Origin of the sequence: Vibrio sp. B7 (assembly GCF_963888765.1) — a bacterium.
Taxonomy (GTDB): domain Bacteria; phylum Pseudomonadota; class Gammaproteobacteria; order Enterobacterales; family Vibrionaceae; genus Vibrio; species Vibrio anguillarum.
The window spans coordinates 40,753-58,975 of the sequence record NZ_CAWPKR010000040.1; the positions used below are offsets into that span (position 1 = coordinate 40,753).

The following is an 18,223-nucleotide window of genomic DNA, read 5'->3' on the forward strand; positions in this document are numbered from 1 at the left end:
GAATGCACTTATGCTAATCTCAGTCCTTATTGTGACAAGGAAAGCGTGAGTGTATTTTGTTTACTGTCTACCATTCTAATAAAGTCGATACCTTAAAGATCCTACTCGTGCATTTGATCAAAAGTGCACCGTTAGCCAACCCCTTTGAGAAAGAGCAGATCTTGGTGCAAAGCCCGGGGATGTCGCAATGGCTCAAAATGGCCTTAGCGAAAGAGCTCGGTGTGGCGGCGAACCTTGAGTTTCCTCTACCGGCGACCTTTATCTGGGACATGTTCACTAAAGTGCTACCTGATGTACCTAAGCGCAGCGCTTTTAACAAAGAAGCGATGACGTGGAAACTGATGCATCTGTTGCCAACCTTGCTCACGCTCGACCCCTTTGCTCCTCTGCAGCGTTATCTTGAACAGGATGATGACCATTCCAAGCTCTATCAGTTGGCCGAGAAAATTGCCGATATTTTTGATGGTTATTTAGTCTACCGCCCCGATTGGATTGCCAAGTGGGAGGCGGGCGATGATGTGAGCGAGATTGGTGATGAGCACCCATGGCAGCCGATATTATGGCAAGCCTTATATCAATACACGCTAGATCAAGGCCAGTCGCACTACCATCGTGCCAATCTCTATCAAAGTTTTATTGATCAGCTTGCGCGTGGCTCGGTTGATTTAACCAAACTGCCCAAACGTTTGTTTATTTTCGGTATTTCATCACTGCCGCCTCGTTATATGGATGCACTCAAAGCGTTGGGCGAGCAGATTGATGTTCACTTGATGTTTACCAACCCTTGTCAGCATTATTGGGGCGATCTTCGAGATAGAAAAACGCTCGCCAGACTGCACAGTCAGCAACGTAAAACGTTCGCCTTACAAGGTGATGAGATTCAGTTTGAAGGGCAACGCTCGCCGCTTAAAGGTGACATTGAAGCTAACCTCGTGGATGAATTGCATACCGAAGCTGCGGTTGGCAATGAGTTATTAGCCTCGATGGGGAAACTTGGGCGCGATAATCTTTTTTTACTCTCCCAAACGGAAAATGAAGAGCACGAATTTTTTATTGATCTGCCACGCGATAACTTATTGCATCAGTTGCAGGCCGACATCTTACATTTGCAAGAGCATCGAGATGATAGTCAACTGGACAGTAGCGACCACAAACAAGTGATTGCTTTGGATGATCCATCGCTCACTCTTCATGCTTGCCATAGCCCGATGCGAGAAGTGGAAGTGTTGCACGATCAATTGTTGGCAATGTTTGATGCTGACCCTGAACTGAAACCGCGCGATATTATTGTGATGGTGGCGGACATCAATGCTTACAGCCCAGCCATTGCGGCAGTATTTGGTAACGCGCCGGGTGAGCGCTTTATTCCTTACTCCATTTCAGACCGTACGGCAGATCAAGAGAGCCCGATCTTAGCGGCATTTATGCAATTAGTGCATTTACCCGATTCTCGCTGCCTAGCGTCAGAGTTATTAGAGCTGCTTGAAACTCCTGCGATGATGGCAAAATTTGAGCTTAATGAGCAAGACTTTGCGCAAGCTAAATTGTGGGTAGAAGAGTCAGGCATTCGCTGGGGGCTTAATGCTAGCACCGCGCAACAATTTGAGTTGCCGCAGACCGAGCAAAATACTTGGCAATTCGGGATTGAGCGCATGTTACTTGGTTATGCCATGCCTGCCTCAGCAGGTTTATTTACGCAAGGCGAAGTGACGCTCGCGCCTTATAATGAAGTGCAAGGCATGAACGCTGAGTTGGCGGGTAAATTAGCGCACTTTATTCAGCAAGTGAGCCATTACCGCGAGCAGTTAGCGCAAACCCAAAGCGTGGACGAGTGGCGCCGCTTGCTCGGTGAGATGCTTGGCGCTTTTTTCAAGGTTGAGCTGGAAGGGGAGCTCGCACTCAAGTCGATTCGCGACACCTTGTCGCAGTTAAAAGATCAACTGGCCGAGGCCGATTATGAGCAAGCACTTGCGCCAAGTATTATTACTCAATATTTGCAAAACAAATTGTCAGGTACGCGCATCAGCCAGCGTTTTCTGGCGGGACAAGTCAATTTCTGTACTTTAATGCCAATGCGTTCCATCCCTTTTAAAACCGTTTGTTTACTAGGAATGAACGATGGCGTTTACCCGCGCACTATGCCAGCCGAAGGGTTTGATTTGATGAACGGTCGCACCCGCGCTGGCGATCGCTCGCGGCGTGATGATGACCGCTATTTGTTCTTAGAAGCGATGCTCTCGGCGCAGCAAACCTTGTACATCAGCTACGTTGGACGCTCAATTCAAGATAATACCGAACGCGTTCCTTCGGTGTTGGTCTCTGAGCTTTTAGAGTATTGCCAACAAAATTACTGTTTGGTCGGGGATGAAGCGCTTGGCAGCGATCAATCGGCCAAAAATTTAGCCTGTGCTTTAACGACCACTCACGCCATGGTGCCTTTTAGCCCTAATGCTTTTTTGAGTAAAACCGGTAGCTATGCCAAAGAGTGGCTACCTGCCGCCAGTCGGCAAGGGCGAGCCAGTGGTGAGTTTAATCTCGCCCTGAGCGATTATTTACAAGGGGCGATCTTTCCTGTCAGTTTAGATCTGGTTGAGCTGCAACGGTTTTGGCGTTTGCCTGTGCAATATTTCTTTAACCGTCGCCTTAAAGTGACGTTCGAGCCTCCGTTACCGGTAATGGAAGATGATGAACCTTTTGTCTTAAATGGCTTAGAGAGCTACCAGTTACGCGATGAACTGCTAGAGTTGCTGCTTGATCAACCCAATTCACCGCATGCCCTTGAGAGATTCATCGACCAGCAGCGCGCGCAAGGAAAGTTACCGATTGGTGCTTTTGGATCCTTGGAATTTGAAACTAATCGCGTGCAAGCACAAGAATTGGCGCAAAGAATCGCTTTCTTATGCCATTCGCCACTTGATGACCAAGAGATCGATCTGCGATTTGAATTGTTTGGTGAAGGCAAAAACGTACAACTGACGGGGTGGCTGACTAAGCGCTATCAATCCGGTTTAGTGCGCTACCGCAGTGGTTCGATTCGCGCGCAGGACTATTTAGCTGCGTGGATTGATCATCTCTCACTAGCGGCGATGGGCGAAAGTCAACCTACTCATTTGATGGGCTACGATCGTAAAGAAGGTGTGCAGCATTTTATTTATCCGCCCATGCCCGATACCGAACAAGCCAAAGCGTTGCTCGCAGAACTGGTGGGTTTGTTTTATCAAGGTATGACAGCGCCGCTCGCTTACTTTCCAAAAACCGCGTTAGCCTGTGTGGAAGCTGGCTTCAGCCGTGGTCAATGGGTTGATGATCGCGATAAATCGCTCAAGAAAATGGCCGATAGCTTTAATGAAAGTTACATGAGCCACGGTGAAGGAAGCAATGTTTACATCGCGCGTATTTGGCCGCAGTGGAATGAAGCCTTAGCTGAGCAGGTGCGTTTATTGGCCACGTTGGTGATGCAAAGGCCACGATTGTGGGTTCAAGTGGCGCAGGATGTTTAGCGATGGATAACTGCTTGGAAAGTAGAGTGGCCGCCAGTCAATCATTATTGTGTAGGGCGTTTTCTGTACGGCCACAGGTCAGAGGGACCATGATTTGGTTGGTTCGCATCATCGTGAGATTTACGAAACACGTGGCGCGGATAGTAAAGGCTGCCCGTTTGGCGAACCGTGAGAAAGATCTCACAACGTCTTAATTTATAAACTTATTTTGATTATTCATACCATTATTCAAGCGCGATCACATTCGCTTGCGTATTCAAAGGCTAACTGTTTATGAGTATGACCCCGGCTACGGTCACAACACCATTAAATACCCTTACGTTCCCGCTGCACGGTGCAAGGCTTATCGAAGCGTCGGCGGGCACAGGTAAAACCTTCACCATTGCAGGTTTGTATTTACGCCTGTTACTTGGGCATGGTGATGCAAAGTCACGTCATCAAGTGCCACTGACGGTCGATCAAATTCTAGTGGTTACCTTTACTGAAGCTGCCACTGCTGAGCTTCGCGACCGTATTCGGCGGCGCATTCATGAGGCGCGTATCGCTTTTTCGCGCGGTTTCAGTGATGACCCTGTTATCAAACCGCTACTTGATCAAACCAGTCATCACAAGCAAGCGGCGCAAATATTACTGCAAGCGGAACGGCAGATGGATGAAGCGGCAGTCTATACCATTCACGGCTTTTGCCAGCGTATGCTCACCCAAAATGCGTTTGAATCGGGCAGCCGTTTTAATAACGAATTTGTGACCGATGAAAGTCATCTAAAAGCGCAAGTGGTCGCGGATTATTGGCGTCGTCAGTTCTATCCGTTGTCGATTCAGCTTGCTGCGGAAGTGCGCCGTTTATGGTCATCACCAGCGGCGCTGCTTGAAAAAATCAGTGGCTATTTAACTGGCTCGGCGCTAACGCTCTCTGTTGAAGCGATGAGTGGCGATTTAAGTGCGCTTTATCAATCGTGTCTGTCACGCATAGAGTCGCTAAAAAAGCAGTGGCTTGATTCATGCGATGATTTACCGCCATGCATTGAAGCTTCAGATTTGCATGCAGCAACCAAGAAAGCGTTGCTGAAACGGCTAGAAGGGTTAGCGTTGTGGGCGAACAACCCACAGCATGAATTGAACCTACCGAGCGAATTACAAGAGTTTGCACAAAGCGCGTTGGAGGCTAAGTCGAAAAAAGGTCAACCCCCGCAACATGCGCTGTTCACGACCATTGAGCTCTTTTTGCAACAACCCATCAGCTTAGAAGCGCCGCTGCTGGCGCACGCTATTACTCATTGCCGAGCCATGCTTGCCAAAGCGAAAGCACAAAAGCAGTGGTTATCGTTTGATGATTTGCTCACTCAGCTTTCTGCCGCGATAGATAATGATGAGCTGGGCATACTGACTGAGCGGATTCGCAGCCTTTACCCCGTTGCGATGATCGATGAATTCCAAGATACCGATCCGCTGCAATACAGTATTTTTAGCCGCATTTATCTGCCTAAGGCTGAATGCGGTTTGTTTATGATTGGCGACCCAAAACAAGCGATTTACGCGTTTCGTGGTGCAGACATTTTTACCTACATCAAAGCGCGTAAACAGGTGGGCGCACACTACACCTTGGGGACCAACTGGCGTTCTAGCGCGAATATGGTCAATGCCGTCAATCAGATTTTTAGTACGCCTGATAGTGCTTTTATCTACGACCAAGACATTCCCTTTTTACCCGTTGAAGCCAGCCCAAATGCGCAGCAGCGTCAATGGTGGCTTAACGGAACCGTGCAAGCAGCGCTCACCTATTGGCTGCAAGAAACGCAAGACAGCCCGTTGCCAAAAGGCGAATACCTGCAATGCATGGCCAAAGCGTGCGCCAGCCAAATTCAGAGTATTTTGAGCGCCGCGCAGCATCAACAAGCGTACTTTGATACTGCTAAAGGGCAAAAGAGCGTGCAAGCCGGTGACATCGCGGTCTTAGTACGGACGGGTAATGAAGGTCGTATGGTGAAAGAGGCGCTCGCCACGCAAGGCATTGCTAGTGTTTATCTCTCGAACCGCGATAGTGTTTTTAGCAGCGAGGTAGCACAAGATGTACAGCGTCTATTGCAAGCAGTACTGACTCCTGAACATGATCGCGCCTTGCGGGCTTGTTTGGCCTCACCACTTTTCGCTTTAGATGCTGCCAGCTTGGATGATTTAAACAACGACGAATCGGTATGGGAAAACGCGGTTAACGAATTTAAACAGTATCGCCAATTGTGGCTTGAGCGCGGCGTGCTTCCTATGTTGCGCAGTGTGATGAGCAAACGTCACATCGCTGAACGTTGGTTGGAAGAGCCGCAAGGTGAGCGCTCACTGACCGATTTTATGCACATCGGTGAGCTACTACAGCAAGCGCGACAAGAGATTGATAGCGATCACGGTTTACTGCGTTGGCTGGCACAAGCTATCAGTGACGCCGAGCATGGCCTAGGGGGCCGTGATGATCAAATTCAACGTTTGGAATCCGAACGCAACCTAGTGCAGATCGTCACTATTCACAAATCGAAAGGTTTGGAATACGACTTAGTGTTTCTGCCGTTTGTGGTCAGCTATCGCGAGGCAAGTGAAGGCAAATATCATGATGCCGTGAATGAGGAAACTGTGCTGGATATTACCGCCAGTGAAGCTTCTCTCAAGCAAGCAGATAAAGAGCGGCTTGCGGAAGATCTGCGCTTGATTTATGTAGCGCTGACTCGTGCTGTGTATGGCTGTTTTATCGGCATTGCGCCGCTGCGTAATGGCCGCTCCACCAAAGAGCCAACCGGTGTGCATTTAAGTGCCATTGGCTATCTGCTGCAAAATGGTCAAGCCGCAGGTATTGCCGATCTTAACGCTGCGTTGCACGCTCAATCCAATCAATACATTCGTGTTTCTGAGCCACCAGCCGAGCAACCAGAGCCGTTTAAAGCGTTGAGCGTCGATACGCCGGTATTGAGTACCAAAACACTGCAAGCGCAGATTGACCGTTTTTGGCGAATGACCAGCTATTCTGGGTTGGTAAAACAAGGTGTGAAACACGCTAGCCACGACGCGAGTTTAGAAGTCTCAGGCTTTGATATCGACTCTGCTGATGAGCAAGCGGAAGCTTTACTGGTTGAGCCAGAACGTTCCATTTTCACTTTTCCACGCGGTGCAACGCCCGGTACTTTTTTGCATTCTCTCTTTGAAGAGGTAGAGTTTACTGAGCCTGCTAGCAGCGATGCTAACCAAAAAGTGATACTTGATTTACTGGTGCGAGAACAAATCGATATTGAATGGTTACCAGTATTACAAACGCTGGTCGATACTGTGTTACAGACACCTTTAGATGGCAAAACGTTGCGTTTGAACCAAAAAACCGCCACTCAGCGCTTGGTTGAAATGGAATTTCTATTACCGATAGAAGTACTGAGCGCTCCTGCATTGAACCGTGTCATTCAACGCCATGATCCACTGTCGGCTAAAGCTGGAGATCTTGGTTTTTACACTGTGCAGGGCATGCTGAAGGGCTTTATTGATTTGCTGTTTGAGCATCAAGGAAAGTATTACGTGCTGGACTGGAAGTCGAATCATTTGGGGGATGATGTTAGCGCCTATCATGGCGAGCGTTTGAAAGCGGCGATGGCAGAGCATCGCTATGATTTACAATATCAACTCTACGCATTGGCGCTGCATCGATTCTTACGCAGTCGTCTAGCAAACTATGACTACCATCGCCATTTTGGCGGAGTCTATTATCTCTTTTTACGCGGCATGGATGGCGAGTCTGAGCATGGGATTTTCTCAACCAAACCGAGTTTTGAACTGCTTGATGAGATGGACAGATTGATTGATGGAGAAACCGTAGATACTCGCGCGACCGATGCAGGGCAAATGGAGTTAGATTTATGAGCAGTACGCTAATGACAACGCTTAAGCAGTTAGCGGAAAAAGGCGCTATGCGTCAGTTAGATTACCAATTCGCGCGTTTTATCGAACAAAAAAGCCAGCAGCAACTTGGCGCTGAACATAGCCAAGCGCTCGGATTTATTGCCGCGGTGGTCAGTGCTGAATTGGCCAAGGGACATATCTGCTTACCTTTAGTGGACGCTTCAACGGCGCAGGGTGTCGACCTCGCAGCTAAGTTAGGCTTGTTTGGTGAGGCTGCATTGGCGGTCAATCAGCACCTATTGGCGATTGATTGGCCTTGGCTACTCAACCGTTCAGACTTAGTCGGACAACAAGGGGAAGCGGTGCCTTTAATGTTTGATGGGCAACGTTTATATCTACACCGTTACTGGCATTATGAAGTTACCTTAGCACAGCGTTTAATCAGCTTTGGGACGCCCATGAGCCTAAAGCCTACTGATGTCCAAAAGCTAAAATTGCTGCTCGATACACTGTTTGCGCGTCAATACCACTTTCTGCTCCATGCGCTTCGCCAATTGCCAGAGACAGCCAATGCATCAGCACGCCAGCAACAAGTGTGTGATTTTCTGGATGTGGTCAACGCCGATGAACTTGATTGGAATGAGATTGATCAAGTCATTAGCCAAGCGCGTACGGCGAAAGAACTCGAGGCATTAGAGACGCTGATCCCGCAAAGCGTTTGCATCAACTGGCAAAAAGTCGCAGCGGCAGTGGCACTGACACGCCGCTTTGCCGTGATTTCTGGCGGGCCGGGAACCGGTAAAACCACCACGGTTACCAAATTACTAGCCGCTTTGATTACCCAAGCCCAACAGCAAGGTGAGACGCCCACCATTAAATTGGTGGCACCAACGGGTAAAGCTGCGGCACGTTTAACGGAATCGATCGGTAAAGCGGTGGCTGAACTGGCGGTTGAGCCGGCGTTGAAAGCGGCGATTCCCACCGAGTCGAGCACACTTCACCGTTTATTGGGCGTCATACCTAACAGTGTTGAGTTTCGTCACCATCAGCGTAACCCGCTGCATTTGGATATATTGGTGGTTGATGAAGCATCGATGGTCGATTTACCGATGATGGTCAAGTTAATCGAGGCATTACCCAAACACGCGCGCTTGATTTTACTGGGTGATAAAGACCAACTCGCGTCAGTCGAAGCGGGCGCTGTGCTGGGGGACATTTGTTCATTTTTAACCTTAGGCTACAGCCGAGCGCACAGCGAGTACCTAGCTAAGTTAACAGGCTATCAAACACTGATTGCTCATTCACACCCTAACGCAACCCCGATTTCAGATAGCTTATGCATGCTGCAAAAAAGCTACCGCTTTGATGTCCGATCAGGCATTGGTCAATTAGCGAAAGCGATTAATGCTGGGCAAGTGGCTATGGTGGATGAGGTATTAAAACGTAATTATGCTGATATTACGCACCACTCACTCAGTAGTGAAAGCTATAACCTAATGCTGAAAACCTTAGTCAAGGAGTATGGTCGTTATCTCACGCGCATCGAGAGTTCTGGTGCTTATGCTTCGGAAACTCAAGCTCAAAAAGCCAAAGCTGTATTGGATTGCTTTAATCAATGCCGTTTGCTTTGCGCTATTCGTGAAGGGGATTTTGGGGTAAGTGGTTTGAATCAACGTATTGAACGTGCGCTGGTCGCACGTAAGTTGATTAAGACTCAAGATGAGATTTGGTATCACGGCCGACCCGTGATGGTGGCGCGTAATGATCATGGGCTGGGTTTGTATAATGGTGATATCGGCATATGCATGCTTGATACGAGCGAGCAAGAACCGCGTTTGAAAGTGTATTTTGAGCTGCCAGATGGTAGCGTGAAAGCCATTTTACCAAGCCGCGTACCAGAGCACGAAACAGCCTATGCGATGACCATCCATAAATCACAAGGCAGTGAGTTTGATCTAACGCTGATGATTTTACCGCCTGATTTTAGCCCGATATTGACCAGAGAGCTTATCTATACTGGCATTACGCGCGCCAAGAAGCAGCTGATGCTTTTTGCTGACATGGGAACGATGAAACGAGGGCTCAAGATAAAAACGCAGCGAGCCAGCGGCTTAGTTACGAGATTAGACAAGAGACTAGTGTAAATCAGCAACTAGGATAAACGAGTTTGAGCAGTCCCCACACAGTTTGAAGTTTACATGGTATATTGAATTCATTCCGTTGTTTGGGGGAAGCTCAATTAATGATTTGGTGTGTTGCTATGCGAAAGCATGAGTAAAAGAGATGTTTCTGATTTTATAACGATCTTGCGAGCTGAGTATAAAGACTCGTAGCTTGTCGTTAACGGGAAATACGCAATGCACATGTTGGCCTTCAAGGAATTGGTTATCAGCCATATCCCAAAAGCTTTGAAGTGAGTTACAAATAACAGTTTTCATAGAATTTTTGCTCTTAAGTACGTGTCGTAGTAAAAGCAATCCGTGCAAGCCGACCTACTGGTATCTGACCAATCGGTATAAAGCCAAGTTCCTGTGTTGTTCATTAAATGTACATCATTAATGATGTTGGCGGATTCTACACATAATATTAAGTTAAATAAAGCGCTTATTTTGTATACAAAATAATGAAAACGTTTGCACTTGATCAAAGATAAACTATTCACCATAACTTAACGAATAAATACAATATCCTGACGTTAGAGCGTCAGGACTAAAATTTTTGAACGGCGTTGATAGTTGTACAAACTCTGTTTAGTTATCGGTAACGATTCCACACCGACTTCATAAAAACCTTGCTCTCTAAACCAATGTAAACTGTGCGTTGTCAAAACAAAGAGGCGATCTAAACGCATCGATTTTGCTTGTTGCTTCATGTGATTGAGTAACAATAAACCGCGGTTGCCGTCCCGATACTCCTGGTGAATAGCGACACACGCCATTTCTGCCATGCCCTCTTCTGGGTAAGGGTAAAGCGCGGCGCAACCAATCAATAAGCCATCTTTATCAATAATCGTGAATTTGTGGATCTCTTGCTCTAACTGCTCACGTGAACGCCGTACTAATATTCCTTGTTCTTCTAACGGGCGGATTAAATCGAAAATTCCGCCGATATCATCGATCTGTGCCTGACGGACTTGTTCGGCACTTGCCATGACAATCTGAGTACCGATCCCGTCAAAAGAGAACAACTCTTGGATCAAAGCACCATCTTGTTTGTAACTGACTAAGTGACTACGTGGCACACCTGCACGGCACGCTGAAACGGCGGCACGCAGAAAGCGTGAGGTACCTGAGCTATTATCCTGAACTTGGTCGGTATCTGCTTCAATACGCTGCATTATCCGTTCAACATCAGATGGAAACAGTTCAGCAATCGCGTTGCCTTGCTCATCGATAATTCCTTGCTCTGAGCAAAAACCGATCAGCTTATCTGCTTTTAGGCGTATTGCGACTTGTGTGGCTACTTCTTCAGAGAGCAAATTAAAACATTCGCCAGTGACGGAACTCGCAATGGGCCCCAGTAGCACGATCGAACCTTGGTCAAGCATACGGTTGATGCCTTCAATATCAATACGGCGAATGCGGCCACTGTGGCAATAATCGACACCATCATCTATACCTAATGGTTGAGAGATAACAAAATTGCCACTAACGATATTGAGCTGAGTACCAGCCATTGGTGTGTTATTTAAGCTCATTGAAAGGCGTGCTGTGATAGCGAGTTGGAGCTGCCCCGCGGCTTGCATGACTAAGCTGAGCGCTTCCTCATCAGTGACCCGAATGCCTTTGTGATAAGGAGTGGAGCAATGATGTGTCGCCAGAATTTGATTGATTTGTGGGCGAGCACCGTGCACCAAAACAATTTTGACACCAAGGCTATGCAGCAGTGCGAGATCGCTGATGATATTAGCGAAATTTTTATCGGCAATCGCTTCACCGCCGAGCATGATCACCATGGTTTTACCACGGTGAGCGTTAACATAGGGAGCAGATTGTCTAAATCCTTTAACGAGAGCTGTACTGCGAATTTTCACTCTGAGAGCACCTTGGTGTTTAAATATGTTCAAATAATGACTTTTTATTCACGTGTCGGCAAGTGGTTTTTTGAGTTTGGTGCAATTATTCAATCGCCGATTTTATCTCTGATTTAGGACACGTTAGACTGCTTGCCAATAAAGGCGAAATATGGCCAAAACCAACGAGTTGAGTCGCATGAAAATGACAAAAAACGTAGGCCTTACGGCTACGCCTCAGTTCACAAACTTGCGAAGACGTAAGTACATTGAACGAGGCTTGATGCTGGTTGTGATGATTGGCTTGCTTTCCGTAGCGTCGCTATACGGTGATCTCTTTACTCGGTTGGAAAACTATTTTTCGCCAAAGGATGAGGTGTATGGGGTTTGGGTTGAGCAGTATGTTGCCCCTTATTCAGCCAAACGAATTGAATTGGGGAAAGCAGGCGTGATCAGTAGTGGCCGAGTACTCACCACTTCATTTGAGTTTGATGGTCATTTTTTAGAATACCAAATTGGTAATACGAGCTATCGTTACAAAATGCGTGATGATAGCAATACTGAAATGACGCAAATGTCGTCGTCGCACTACAATCCAACCTTCCGATTGTCAGGAAAATACCAAAAAAACCTCCGTTAACAATTCGCTGATTGCGGTTTAGGCGCGAGTTTGTCATGCTTTTAGCAACTCAAATAACGGATAACTTCTGTGATTAAGCAAATTTTTCCTCTTGCGGCAGTACTGCTGCTGTTTGGTTGTGCGCAACCGACCGACCGTGCTCAGCAATATTTGGATGGTGATTTCTCTAAAGCGCTCAACAAAGTAGACACGGTGCAGTCCAATACGCCACGTGACTTTACGCAATTTTCCAAACAGAGCGAACAAGTGGTGACTCGCTCGGCGTCGATGGCAGCGATTTATCAACCTTTGTATCAACAGATCTGTGAATGGATTTTGCAAAGTGGTGATCCACAAGATTTGGCGAATTTTGGAATACAAGCGGCGCAGCTTGGTGGTGGCGATAAAAAAGGTAATGTGCTTTTCACTGGCTATTTTTCTCCGGTAATGGAGCTTCGCCATCAACCGGATGAAATATTCAAATATCCCGTATTTGGTTTGCCTGAATGTTCGGCCGATTGCCCAACGCGTGCGCAAATTTATGATGGTGCGTTAGCTGAAAAAGGGCTTGAGTTAGGTTATGCGGCGAACCTGATTGACCCTTTCATTATGGAGGTGCAAGGCAGTGGTTTTGTGCATTTTGAAGATGACGATACGCTTGAGTACTTCGCTTACGCGGGTAAGAATAACAAAGCCTACATCAGTATTGGCAAAGTCTTGATTGAACGAGGTGAAGTGACACGAGAGAAAATGTCACTCAAAGCGATCAAGGAATGGGTGCTAGCCAATGATGAACCGACGGTAAGAGAGCTGCTAGAGCAAAATCCTTCCTATGTCTTTTTTGCGCCCAAAGCTGCAGCCCCCGTCACTGGCTCTGCCGGTATTCCACTCCTGCCGATGGCCTCGGTGGCCGGAGATCGTTCCATCTTTCCAATGGGCACACCTATTTTAGCAGAAGTGCCGCTGCTCAATGCCGATGGTACATGGAGTGGCGCTCATCAGTTGAGAATGTTGATTGTGCTAGATACGGGCGGCGCGGTAAAAGATAACCACCTCGATCTGTACCATGGCATGGGCGAGCGCGCCGGAACGGAAGCTGGGCATTACAAACATTTTGGTCGCGTTTGGAAACTGGGGTTAGAAAACTCAGCCACACAAGCGCCTTGGGCATTGCCGCCTGAAAAGCTACAATAGTGACACAGGTTTCGACCTAGACTTTTAAATAAAGAGTGCGTATAAATCGCACTCTTTATTTTTCTATCGCTTTCAATCGGACTTTTAATTATGCGTGAACTCGATACCCCCGCTTCAGATAGCTACAACCAACGCTTCGGAGGCACTCGTCGCCTTTATGGAAATCGTGAGGTTGAAATACTGCGTGCTGCGCATGTGTGTGTGATTGGTATCGGTGGCGTTGGCTCGTGGGCAGTCGAAGCATTGGCGCGCACCGGCATTGGCGAGTTAACGCTGATTGATATGGACGATGTGTGCGTCACCAACATCAACCGTCAAATCCATGCGATGAGCGGTACGGTTGGGCAAAGTAAGATTGAAGTGATGGCCGAGCGGGTTAAGCTCATCAACCCTGAGTGTGTGGTGCACTTAATTGATGACTTTATCACGCCAGATAACCAGCACCGCTATTTGAGTCAAACGTTCGATTACGTGCTTGATGCGATAGACAGTTTGAAAGCGAAAGCTTCACTACTGGCTTATTGCCGTAGCAATAAAATTAAAGTGATTACCGTCGGTGGTGCGGGTGGTCAAGTTGACCCAACTCAAATCAAGGTCGCGGATTTAACCAAAACGATTCAAGACCCATTGGCAAAAAAACTCAAAGATACACTTCGTCATCGCCATAATTTCCCTGTAAACCCTGCGCGTAAGTTTGGTATTGATTGCGTGTTCTCGACAGAGCAGCTCAAATATCCGCAAGCCGATGGCAGTGTGTGCGCGGTGAAATCAACCGCAGAAGGGCCAAAGCGGATGGATTGCGCCAGCGGATTTGGCGCTGCGACGGTTGTTACCGCAACCTTTGGTTTTGTTGCCGTAGCGCGCATTGTTGAAAAGTTAATTCAGAAACATAAGGTGTAACGTTAATGACTCCTTTTCCTGCCTCCCCCTTTGGTCGTGAGATTAGCGCTGATGACATTGTGGCGACCATGCAAAATTTTACTGGCTGGGAAGATCGCTATCGACAAGTGATCCTGTGGGGGAAGTTATTGCCCACGATGCCTGATGCTTTGAAATCGCAGCAAGTCAGTGTTGCAGGCTGCGAGAGTCAAGTATGGTTAGTGGGGCTGGAGCACCAAGGAATATGGTCTTTCTGTGCCGATTCGGATGCGCGGATTGTGCGTGGTTTAATTGCTTTAGTCCTTGCTGCGTACAACGGCAAGACCTACGCACAAATTCAAGCGTTTGATGTGGATGCTTATTTTGAAAAAATAGGCTTGATTGCCCATTTAAGTCCTTCACGTGGTAATGGCCTTAAAGCCATTGTCGATAAGATAAAAAATATCGATCCAAGCTGAGCATCTCCCCCTTTTTATGAAAGGGGGAATTATTACAGCATATCAACCGCTTTAGTGATGGCGGCGATCAACTGTTCAACCTCTTGTTCGGTATTGTAAATACCAAACGAAATTCTCACGCTGCCAGTTAACCCGAGCGCATCCATTAATGGGTGAGCGCAGTGATGGCCAGAGCGAACCGCGATGCCTTGCTGATCGAGTAAGGTGGCTATGTCTTGATGATGAACGCCATCCATCACAAAACTGAGAATACTGGCATTCGGTTGATAGCCGATTACGCGAATATCATCGAGCTGTTGCAGGGCTTGATAAGTGCGTGCTTGCAATCTATGCAGGTGAGTTTCTACGGCCATTCGATTGCAGTTTTGTAACCATTCGATTGCTTTGGCAAGGGCTATCGCCCCGGCGACATTCGGTGTGCCTGCTTCAAATTTCCCCGGCAGTTCGGCAAATGTTGTACCTTCAAACGACACTTTTTCTACCATCTTGCCGCCGCCATGCCATGGAGGCATTGTTTCAAGCAGCGCTAATTTTCCGTACAGAACACCAATGCCAGCGGGAGCGTAAAGCTTGTGCCCAGAAAAGAGATAAAAATCGGCGTCGAGTTCGCGCACGTTGACAGTTTCATGCACAATTCCTTGCGCGCCATCAATCACGACCACCGCGCCGACTTGGTGCGCTAGTTTAATTACAGTTTCAATCGGTTGGCGCGTGCCCGTCACGTTGGTGGTATGGGCTAGGGCGACAATTTTGGTTTTATTCGATAGCCGTGCTTGAAAAGCCTCAAGATCAAAGTGGCACTCTGGCGTGATGGGGACTTTGACGACGCTTGCTCCGGTTTGAGCCGCGACGATTTGCCAAGGCACTATATTGGCGTGGTGTTCCATTTCACTGACTAGAATCTCATCACCGGCTTGCAATGTATTACGTGCGTAAGTCTGCGCGATCAGGTTGATCGCTTCGGTCGCTCCGCGAGTCCAAATAATCTCTTTACGAGATGATGCGCCAATAAATTGAGCCATAGTGTCACGCGCCGCTTCAAAATCGTTGGTCGCTTTTGCTGTTAAGCGATGGCTACCACGATGTACATTGGCATTTTGCGTACTGTAGTAATGGCTAATGGCATCTATCACCACTTGCGGCTTTTGCGTGGTAGCGGCGCTGTCTAGATAAATCAGAGTTTCGCCATCCACGGCTTGATTGAGTGCGGGGAATTGATCGCGAATGGTCTGCACGTCAAACATTATTGCTCACCTAACTTGTGATAATTCAATGCTGCCAGTGTCACCATTGGCTGTGCAACTGACCATGCGTGTGCTTTACCTGAGAGTGATATGATGATCTCCATCGCGAACTCAAGTGCTGTTCCCGGCCCTTGGCTGGTGATTAATTGATGGTTTGTATCGATGGTTACGCGTTGATCTCGCCATAAATCAGTGGGGATATGATCGCGAAAAGCCGGGTGCCCTGTCATGATCGCTTGCGGGAAAAGCTGATGATGTTGCAAAACTAAGGCTGGCGTGGCACAAATAGCCGCCAACCATCGACCATGGTTATGCTGTTGCTTGAGCATTTCGATTAGCACTGGATTGTCACGAAAGATCTCAGCGCCTCCAACGCCACCGGGCAGCGCAATCACGTCAAACTCTTCATCGATCACATCCAGCAGTTTACAGTCTGCGGTTAATGTCACTCCGCGTGAGGCTTTCATCATCAATTGCCCGTCGAGATTAGCGCTGGCAACCACGACTTGATAGCCAGCTCTGACCATCATATCAATCACGGTGATCGCTTCCATCTCTTCGCAGCCTGTTGCTATCGGGACTAAAATTCGTTTACTCATTGGCTTTTCCAGCTGTGTTCTATCTGTTGAATAGCGTGATATAACTTACTATTTTCTGGTGTTGCGAGCTGATGTTGCTCTGCTTTCTTCAGTAAATAGCCCGTAATAAAGTCTATCTCAGTCTTACGTTGATAGAAAATATCTTGATGCATTGACGAATAATTCTCTGCTGTGGCTTGAACCACCTGCTTAACCTTAGCAAGCAGTGATGATTGAGTGATCGCAAAGCCTTCAGCGCTCATGATATCGGCGACTTCTGCAACAATATTTTCCAGCGGCCGTTGGAAGCGTTCATCGGCTAACTCACCATTGCGACATTGCTCTAACGCGGTGAGCGGGTTAATCGTGCAGTTAATTGCAAGCTTATGCCACAGAGCTTCTTCAATCGTGTTATTCCACATTACGTCTGGCAATGCATGCTGAAGTACATCCACTAGAAATTGACACTGCTTGCCTTGGGCGTTGTAAGCCCCTAATTGAGTTACGCCTTTGCCAGTATGCAACACTTGGTTCATTGACGGCTTGAGTGCACCGTGCGTGGTGGTTGAAAGCACAATAGGAAAGTCATTCAGTGGATCCTGCATCGAATCAAGCGCGCCCATGCCGTTGTGCATAAATAGCAAAATGGTGTCACGATTGAGTGTATTCAGCAGCGGAGTGAGCGCTTGCTCGACTTGCCAAGCCTTAACAGTAATCAGTAAGAGATCGGCATGGCAGAGCGCGCTGTGATCATTGTAGGGCAGGGTAATAGACGCCTGTTTATCTAAAGCAATGGAAAGTGAAGATTGAGGTTGTCTGCCCCATAATGAAACGCGGTGTCCAGCAGCATGCAGCTTTGTCGCCCAAAGCAACCCAACCGCGCCCGGCCCAAGCACGACGATATTCATAACACCTCTCCATTGTTGACTTTGCGCCAAGGATAATGAGGTAGAAATGGAAAGCAATAAAAATGGCGCTCGAGAGCGCCATTTAGCCAAAAACTTAGGTTCGATTAGAACTTGTAAGTCACAGCTAGGTAGTGACCAAAGCCAGTTGACTTAAAGCCATCAGTATCTTTGATACCGTAGATATCTTTGTAACCTTTTAGACCGTAACCCACAGCAAAGCGGTCTGAGTGCCAGTAGATACCGTTAAACATAGCACCGCCATCGCTAGATGTTGCGTATCCTTTGCCTGTTTCCATACCAAATTGGTAATCGATGTAACCTTGGTAAGAGATAAATGAGCCGTTTTCAAAGAAGTAAAAAGGCTTGAACCAGTTGGTTGAGATTTGGAAACCATTCCAATCTTTCTTATTTGAATCGTAAGTACCGTACAGGTTTAAACCTACTTTACCTAGCCAAGGCACATTCACATCAGAGCCAAGGCCCACTTTTTGAGTGTTAACGCCAGACTTACCACCCCATTCCATTAGCGTAGAGACATACAACTCTTGCACTGGCCCGAAAGACAAATCTTTACCTGTAAGTGCATCTAGTGACATACGAGGTGCAAATTTCATAAAGATTTTTTCTTTACCTTCTTTGTCACTGCTTGGGTTGCTTAGCAGGTTAAAGATATCAACGTAACCGTACAGATCAAAAATCCCTGAGCGGCCGCCAAATTCCATCTCTAAGTAATCATGTGATGACTCACCTGGTAATTCATCGATTGCAGCCATTAGGTTAAATTGCATCCATTTGTAATCGTTTTTATGGATGTCGCCATCTGAATAGTCAGCGGCCATAACTGGAGCAGAAGTTGCAGCCATTAGGCCTAGAGCTAGAAGTGATTTACGCATAAGGGGGACTCTCTATGTTTTGTCATAATTCAGCACACGTATATTTCTGATGTGCGTTCAATTGGCCC

At 47.4% G+C, this 18,223-nt stretch carries 13 protein-coding genes; 7 read left to right on the forward strand and 6 right to left on the reverse strand.

The window, feature by feature from the left end; all coding sequences use genetic code 11:
- Positions 1 to 56: 56 nt before the first annotated feature.
- The 3 genes from recC (at position 57) to recD (ending at position 9,514) form a co-directional block, all read left to right on the forward strand.
- A complete protein-coding gene (recC, locus tag AACV32_RS17040; RefSeq protein WP_170895504.1) occupies positions 57 to 3,500 on the forward strand; it encodes an exodeoxyribonuclease V subunit gamma in 3,444 nt (1,147 codons plus the stop codon).
- A gap of 279 nt (positions 3,501 to 3,779) precedes the next feature.
- Complete coding sequence (gene recB / locus AACV32_RS17045; RefSeq protein ID WP_170895533.1) at positions 3,780 to 7,391, forward strand: exodeoxyribonuclease V subunit beta; 3,612 nt, start codon at positions 3,780 to 3,782, stop codon at positions 7,389 to 7,391.
- A complete protein-coding gene (gene recD / locus AACV32_RS17050) occupies positions 7,388 to 9,514 on the forward strand; it encodes an exodeoxyribonuclease V subunit alpha (protein ID WP_170895505.1) in 2,127 nt (708 codons plus the stop codon). Before recB ends, recD begins: the two co-directional genes overlap by 4 nt.
- Positions 9,515 to 9,628: 114 nt before the next feature.
- On the opposite strand, the gene AACV32_RS17055 is transcribed toward recD, so the two are convergent.
- Complete coding sequence (locus AACV32_RS17055) at positions 9,629 to 9,808, reverse strand: hypothetical protein (protein ID WP_013856153.1); 180 nt, start codon at positions 9,806 to 9,808, stop codon at positions 9,629 to 9,631.
- Between the two features lie 257 nt (positions 9,809 to 10,065).
- A complete protein-coding gene (gene argA, locus AACV32_RS17060; RefSeq protein ID WP_026027647.1) occupies positions 10,066 to 11,403 on the reverse strand; it encodes an amino-acid N-acetyltransferase in 1,338 nt (445 codons plus the stop codon).
- A 151-nt stretch (positions 11,404 to 11,554) separates the two neighbouring features.
- Between argA and AACV32_RS17065 the strand changes: the two genes are divergently transcribed.
- The 4 genes from AACV32_RS17065 (at position 11,555) to csdE (ending at position 14,532) form a co-directional block, all read left to right on the forward strand.
- Positions 11,555 to 12,022: a DUF2850 domain-containing protein gene (locus tag AACV32_RS17065; protein WP_017046570.1), complete on the forward strand. Its 468-nt coding sequence runs from the start codon at positions 11,555 to 11,557 to the stop codon at positions 12,020 to 12,022.
- A 69-nt stretch (positions 12,023 to 12,091) separates the two neighbouring features.
- On the forward strand, positions 12,092 to 13,195 hold the full coding sequence (gene mltA / locus AACV32_RS17070) for a murein transglycosylase A (protein ID WP_170895506.1): 1,104 nt from the start codon (positions 12,092 to 12,094) through the stop codon (positions 13,193 to 13,195).
- Positions 13,196 to 13,285: 90 nt separating this feature from the next.
- A complete protein-coding gene (tcdA, locus tag AACV32_RS17075; RefSeq protein WP_017049732.1) occupies positions 13,286 to 14,095 on the forward strand; it encodes a tRNA cyclic N6-threonylcarbamoyladenosine(37) synthase TcdA in 810 nt (269 codons plus the stop codon).
- 5 nt (positions 14,096 to 14,100) lie between these two features.
- Entirely contained in the window at positions 14,101 to 14,532 is a 432-nt protein-coding gene (csdE, locus tag AACV32_RS17080) for a cysteine desulfurase sulfur acceptor subunit CsdE (RefSeq protein ID WP_017047340.1), read from the forward strand.
- Between the two features lie 32 nt (positions 14,533 to 14,564).
- Here csdE and csdA read toward each other — a convergent pair whose 3' ends face one another.
- The 4 genes from csdA to AACV32_RS17100 form a co-directional block, all read right to left on the reverse strand.
- Positions 14,565 to 15,776 (reverse strand): cysteine desulfurase CsdA, encoded by a 1,212-nt coding sequence (gene csdA, locus AACV32_RS17085; protein WP_170895507.1) that lies wholly within the window; start codon positions 15,774 to 15,776, stop codon positions 14,565 to 14,567.
- Positions 15,776 to 16,375 (reverse strand): DJ-1 family glyoxalase III, encoded by a 600-nt coding sequence (locus AACV32_RS17090; protein ID WP_064625831.1) that lies wholly within the window; start codon positions 16,373 to 16,375, stop codon positions 15,776 to 15,778. The genes csdA and AACV32_RS17090 overlap by 1 nt, the downstream gene beginning before the upstream one ends.
- Positions 16,372 to 17,262 carry a 2-dehydropantoate 2-reductase gene (gene panE / locus AACV32_RS17095; protein WP_170895508.1) on the reverse strand — a complete coding sequence of 297 codons (891 nt, stop codon included), beginning with the start codon at positions 17,260 to 17,262 and terminating at the stop codon, positions 16,372 to 16,374. The genes AACV32_RS17090 and panE overlap by 4 nt, the downstream gene beginning before the upstream one ends.
- Before the next feature lie 104 nt (positions 17,263 to 17,366).
- Positions 17,367 to 18,155, reverse strand: a complete 789-nt coding sequence (locus AACV32_RS17100; RefSeq protein WP_170895509.1) for a nucleoside-specific channel-forming Tsx family protein — start codon at positions 18,153 to 18,155, stop codon at positions 17,367 to 17,369.
- Positions 18,156 to 18,223 lie beyond the last annotated feature (68 nt).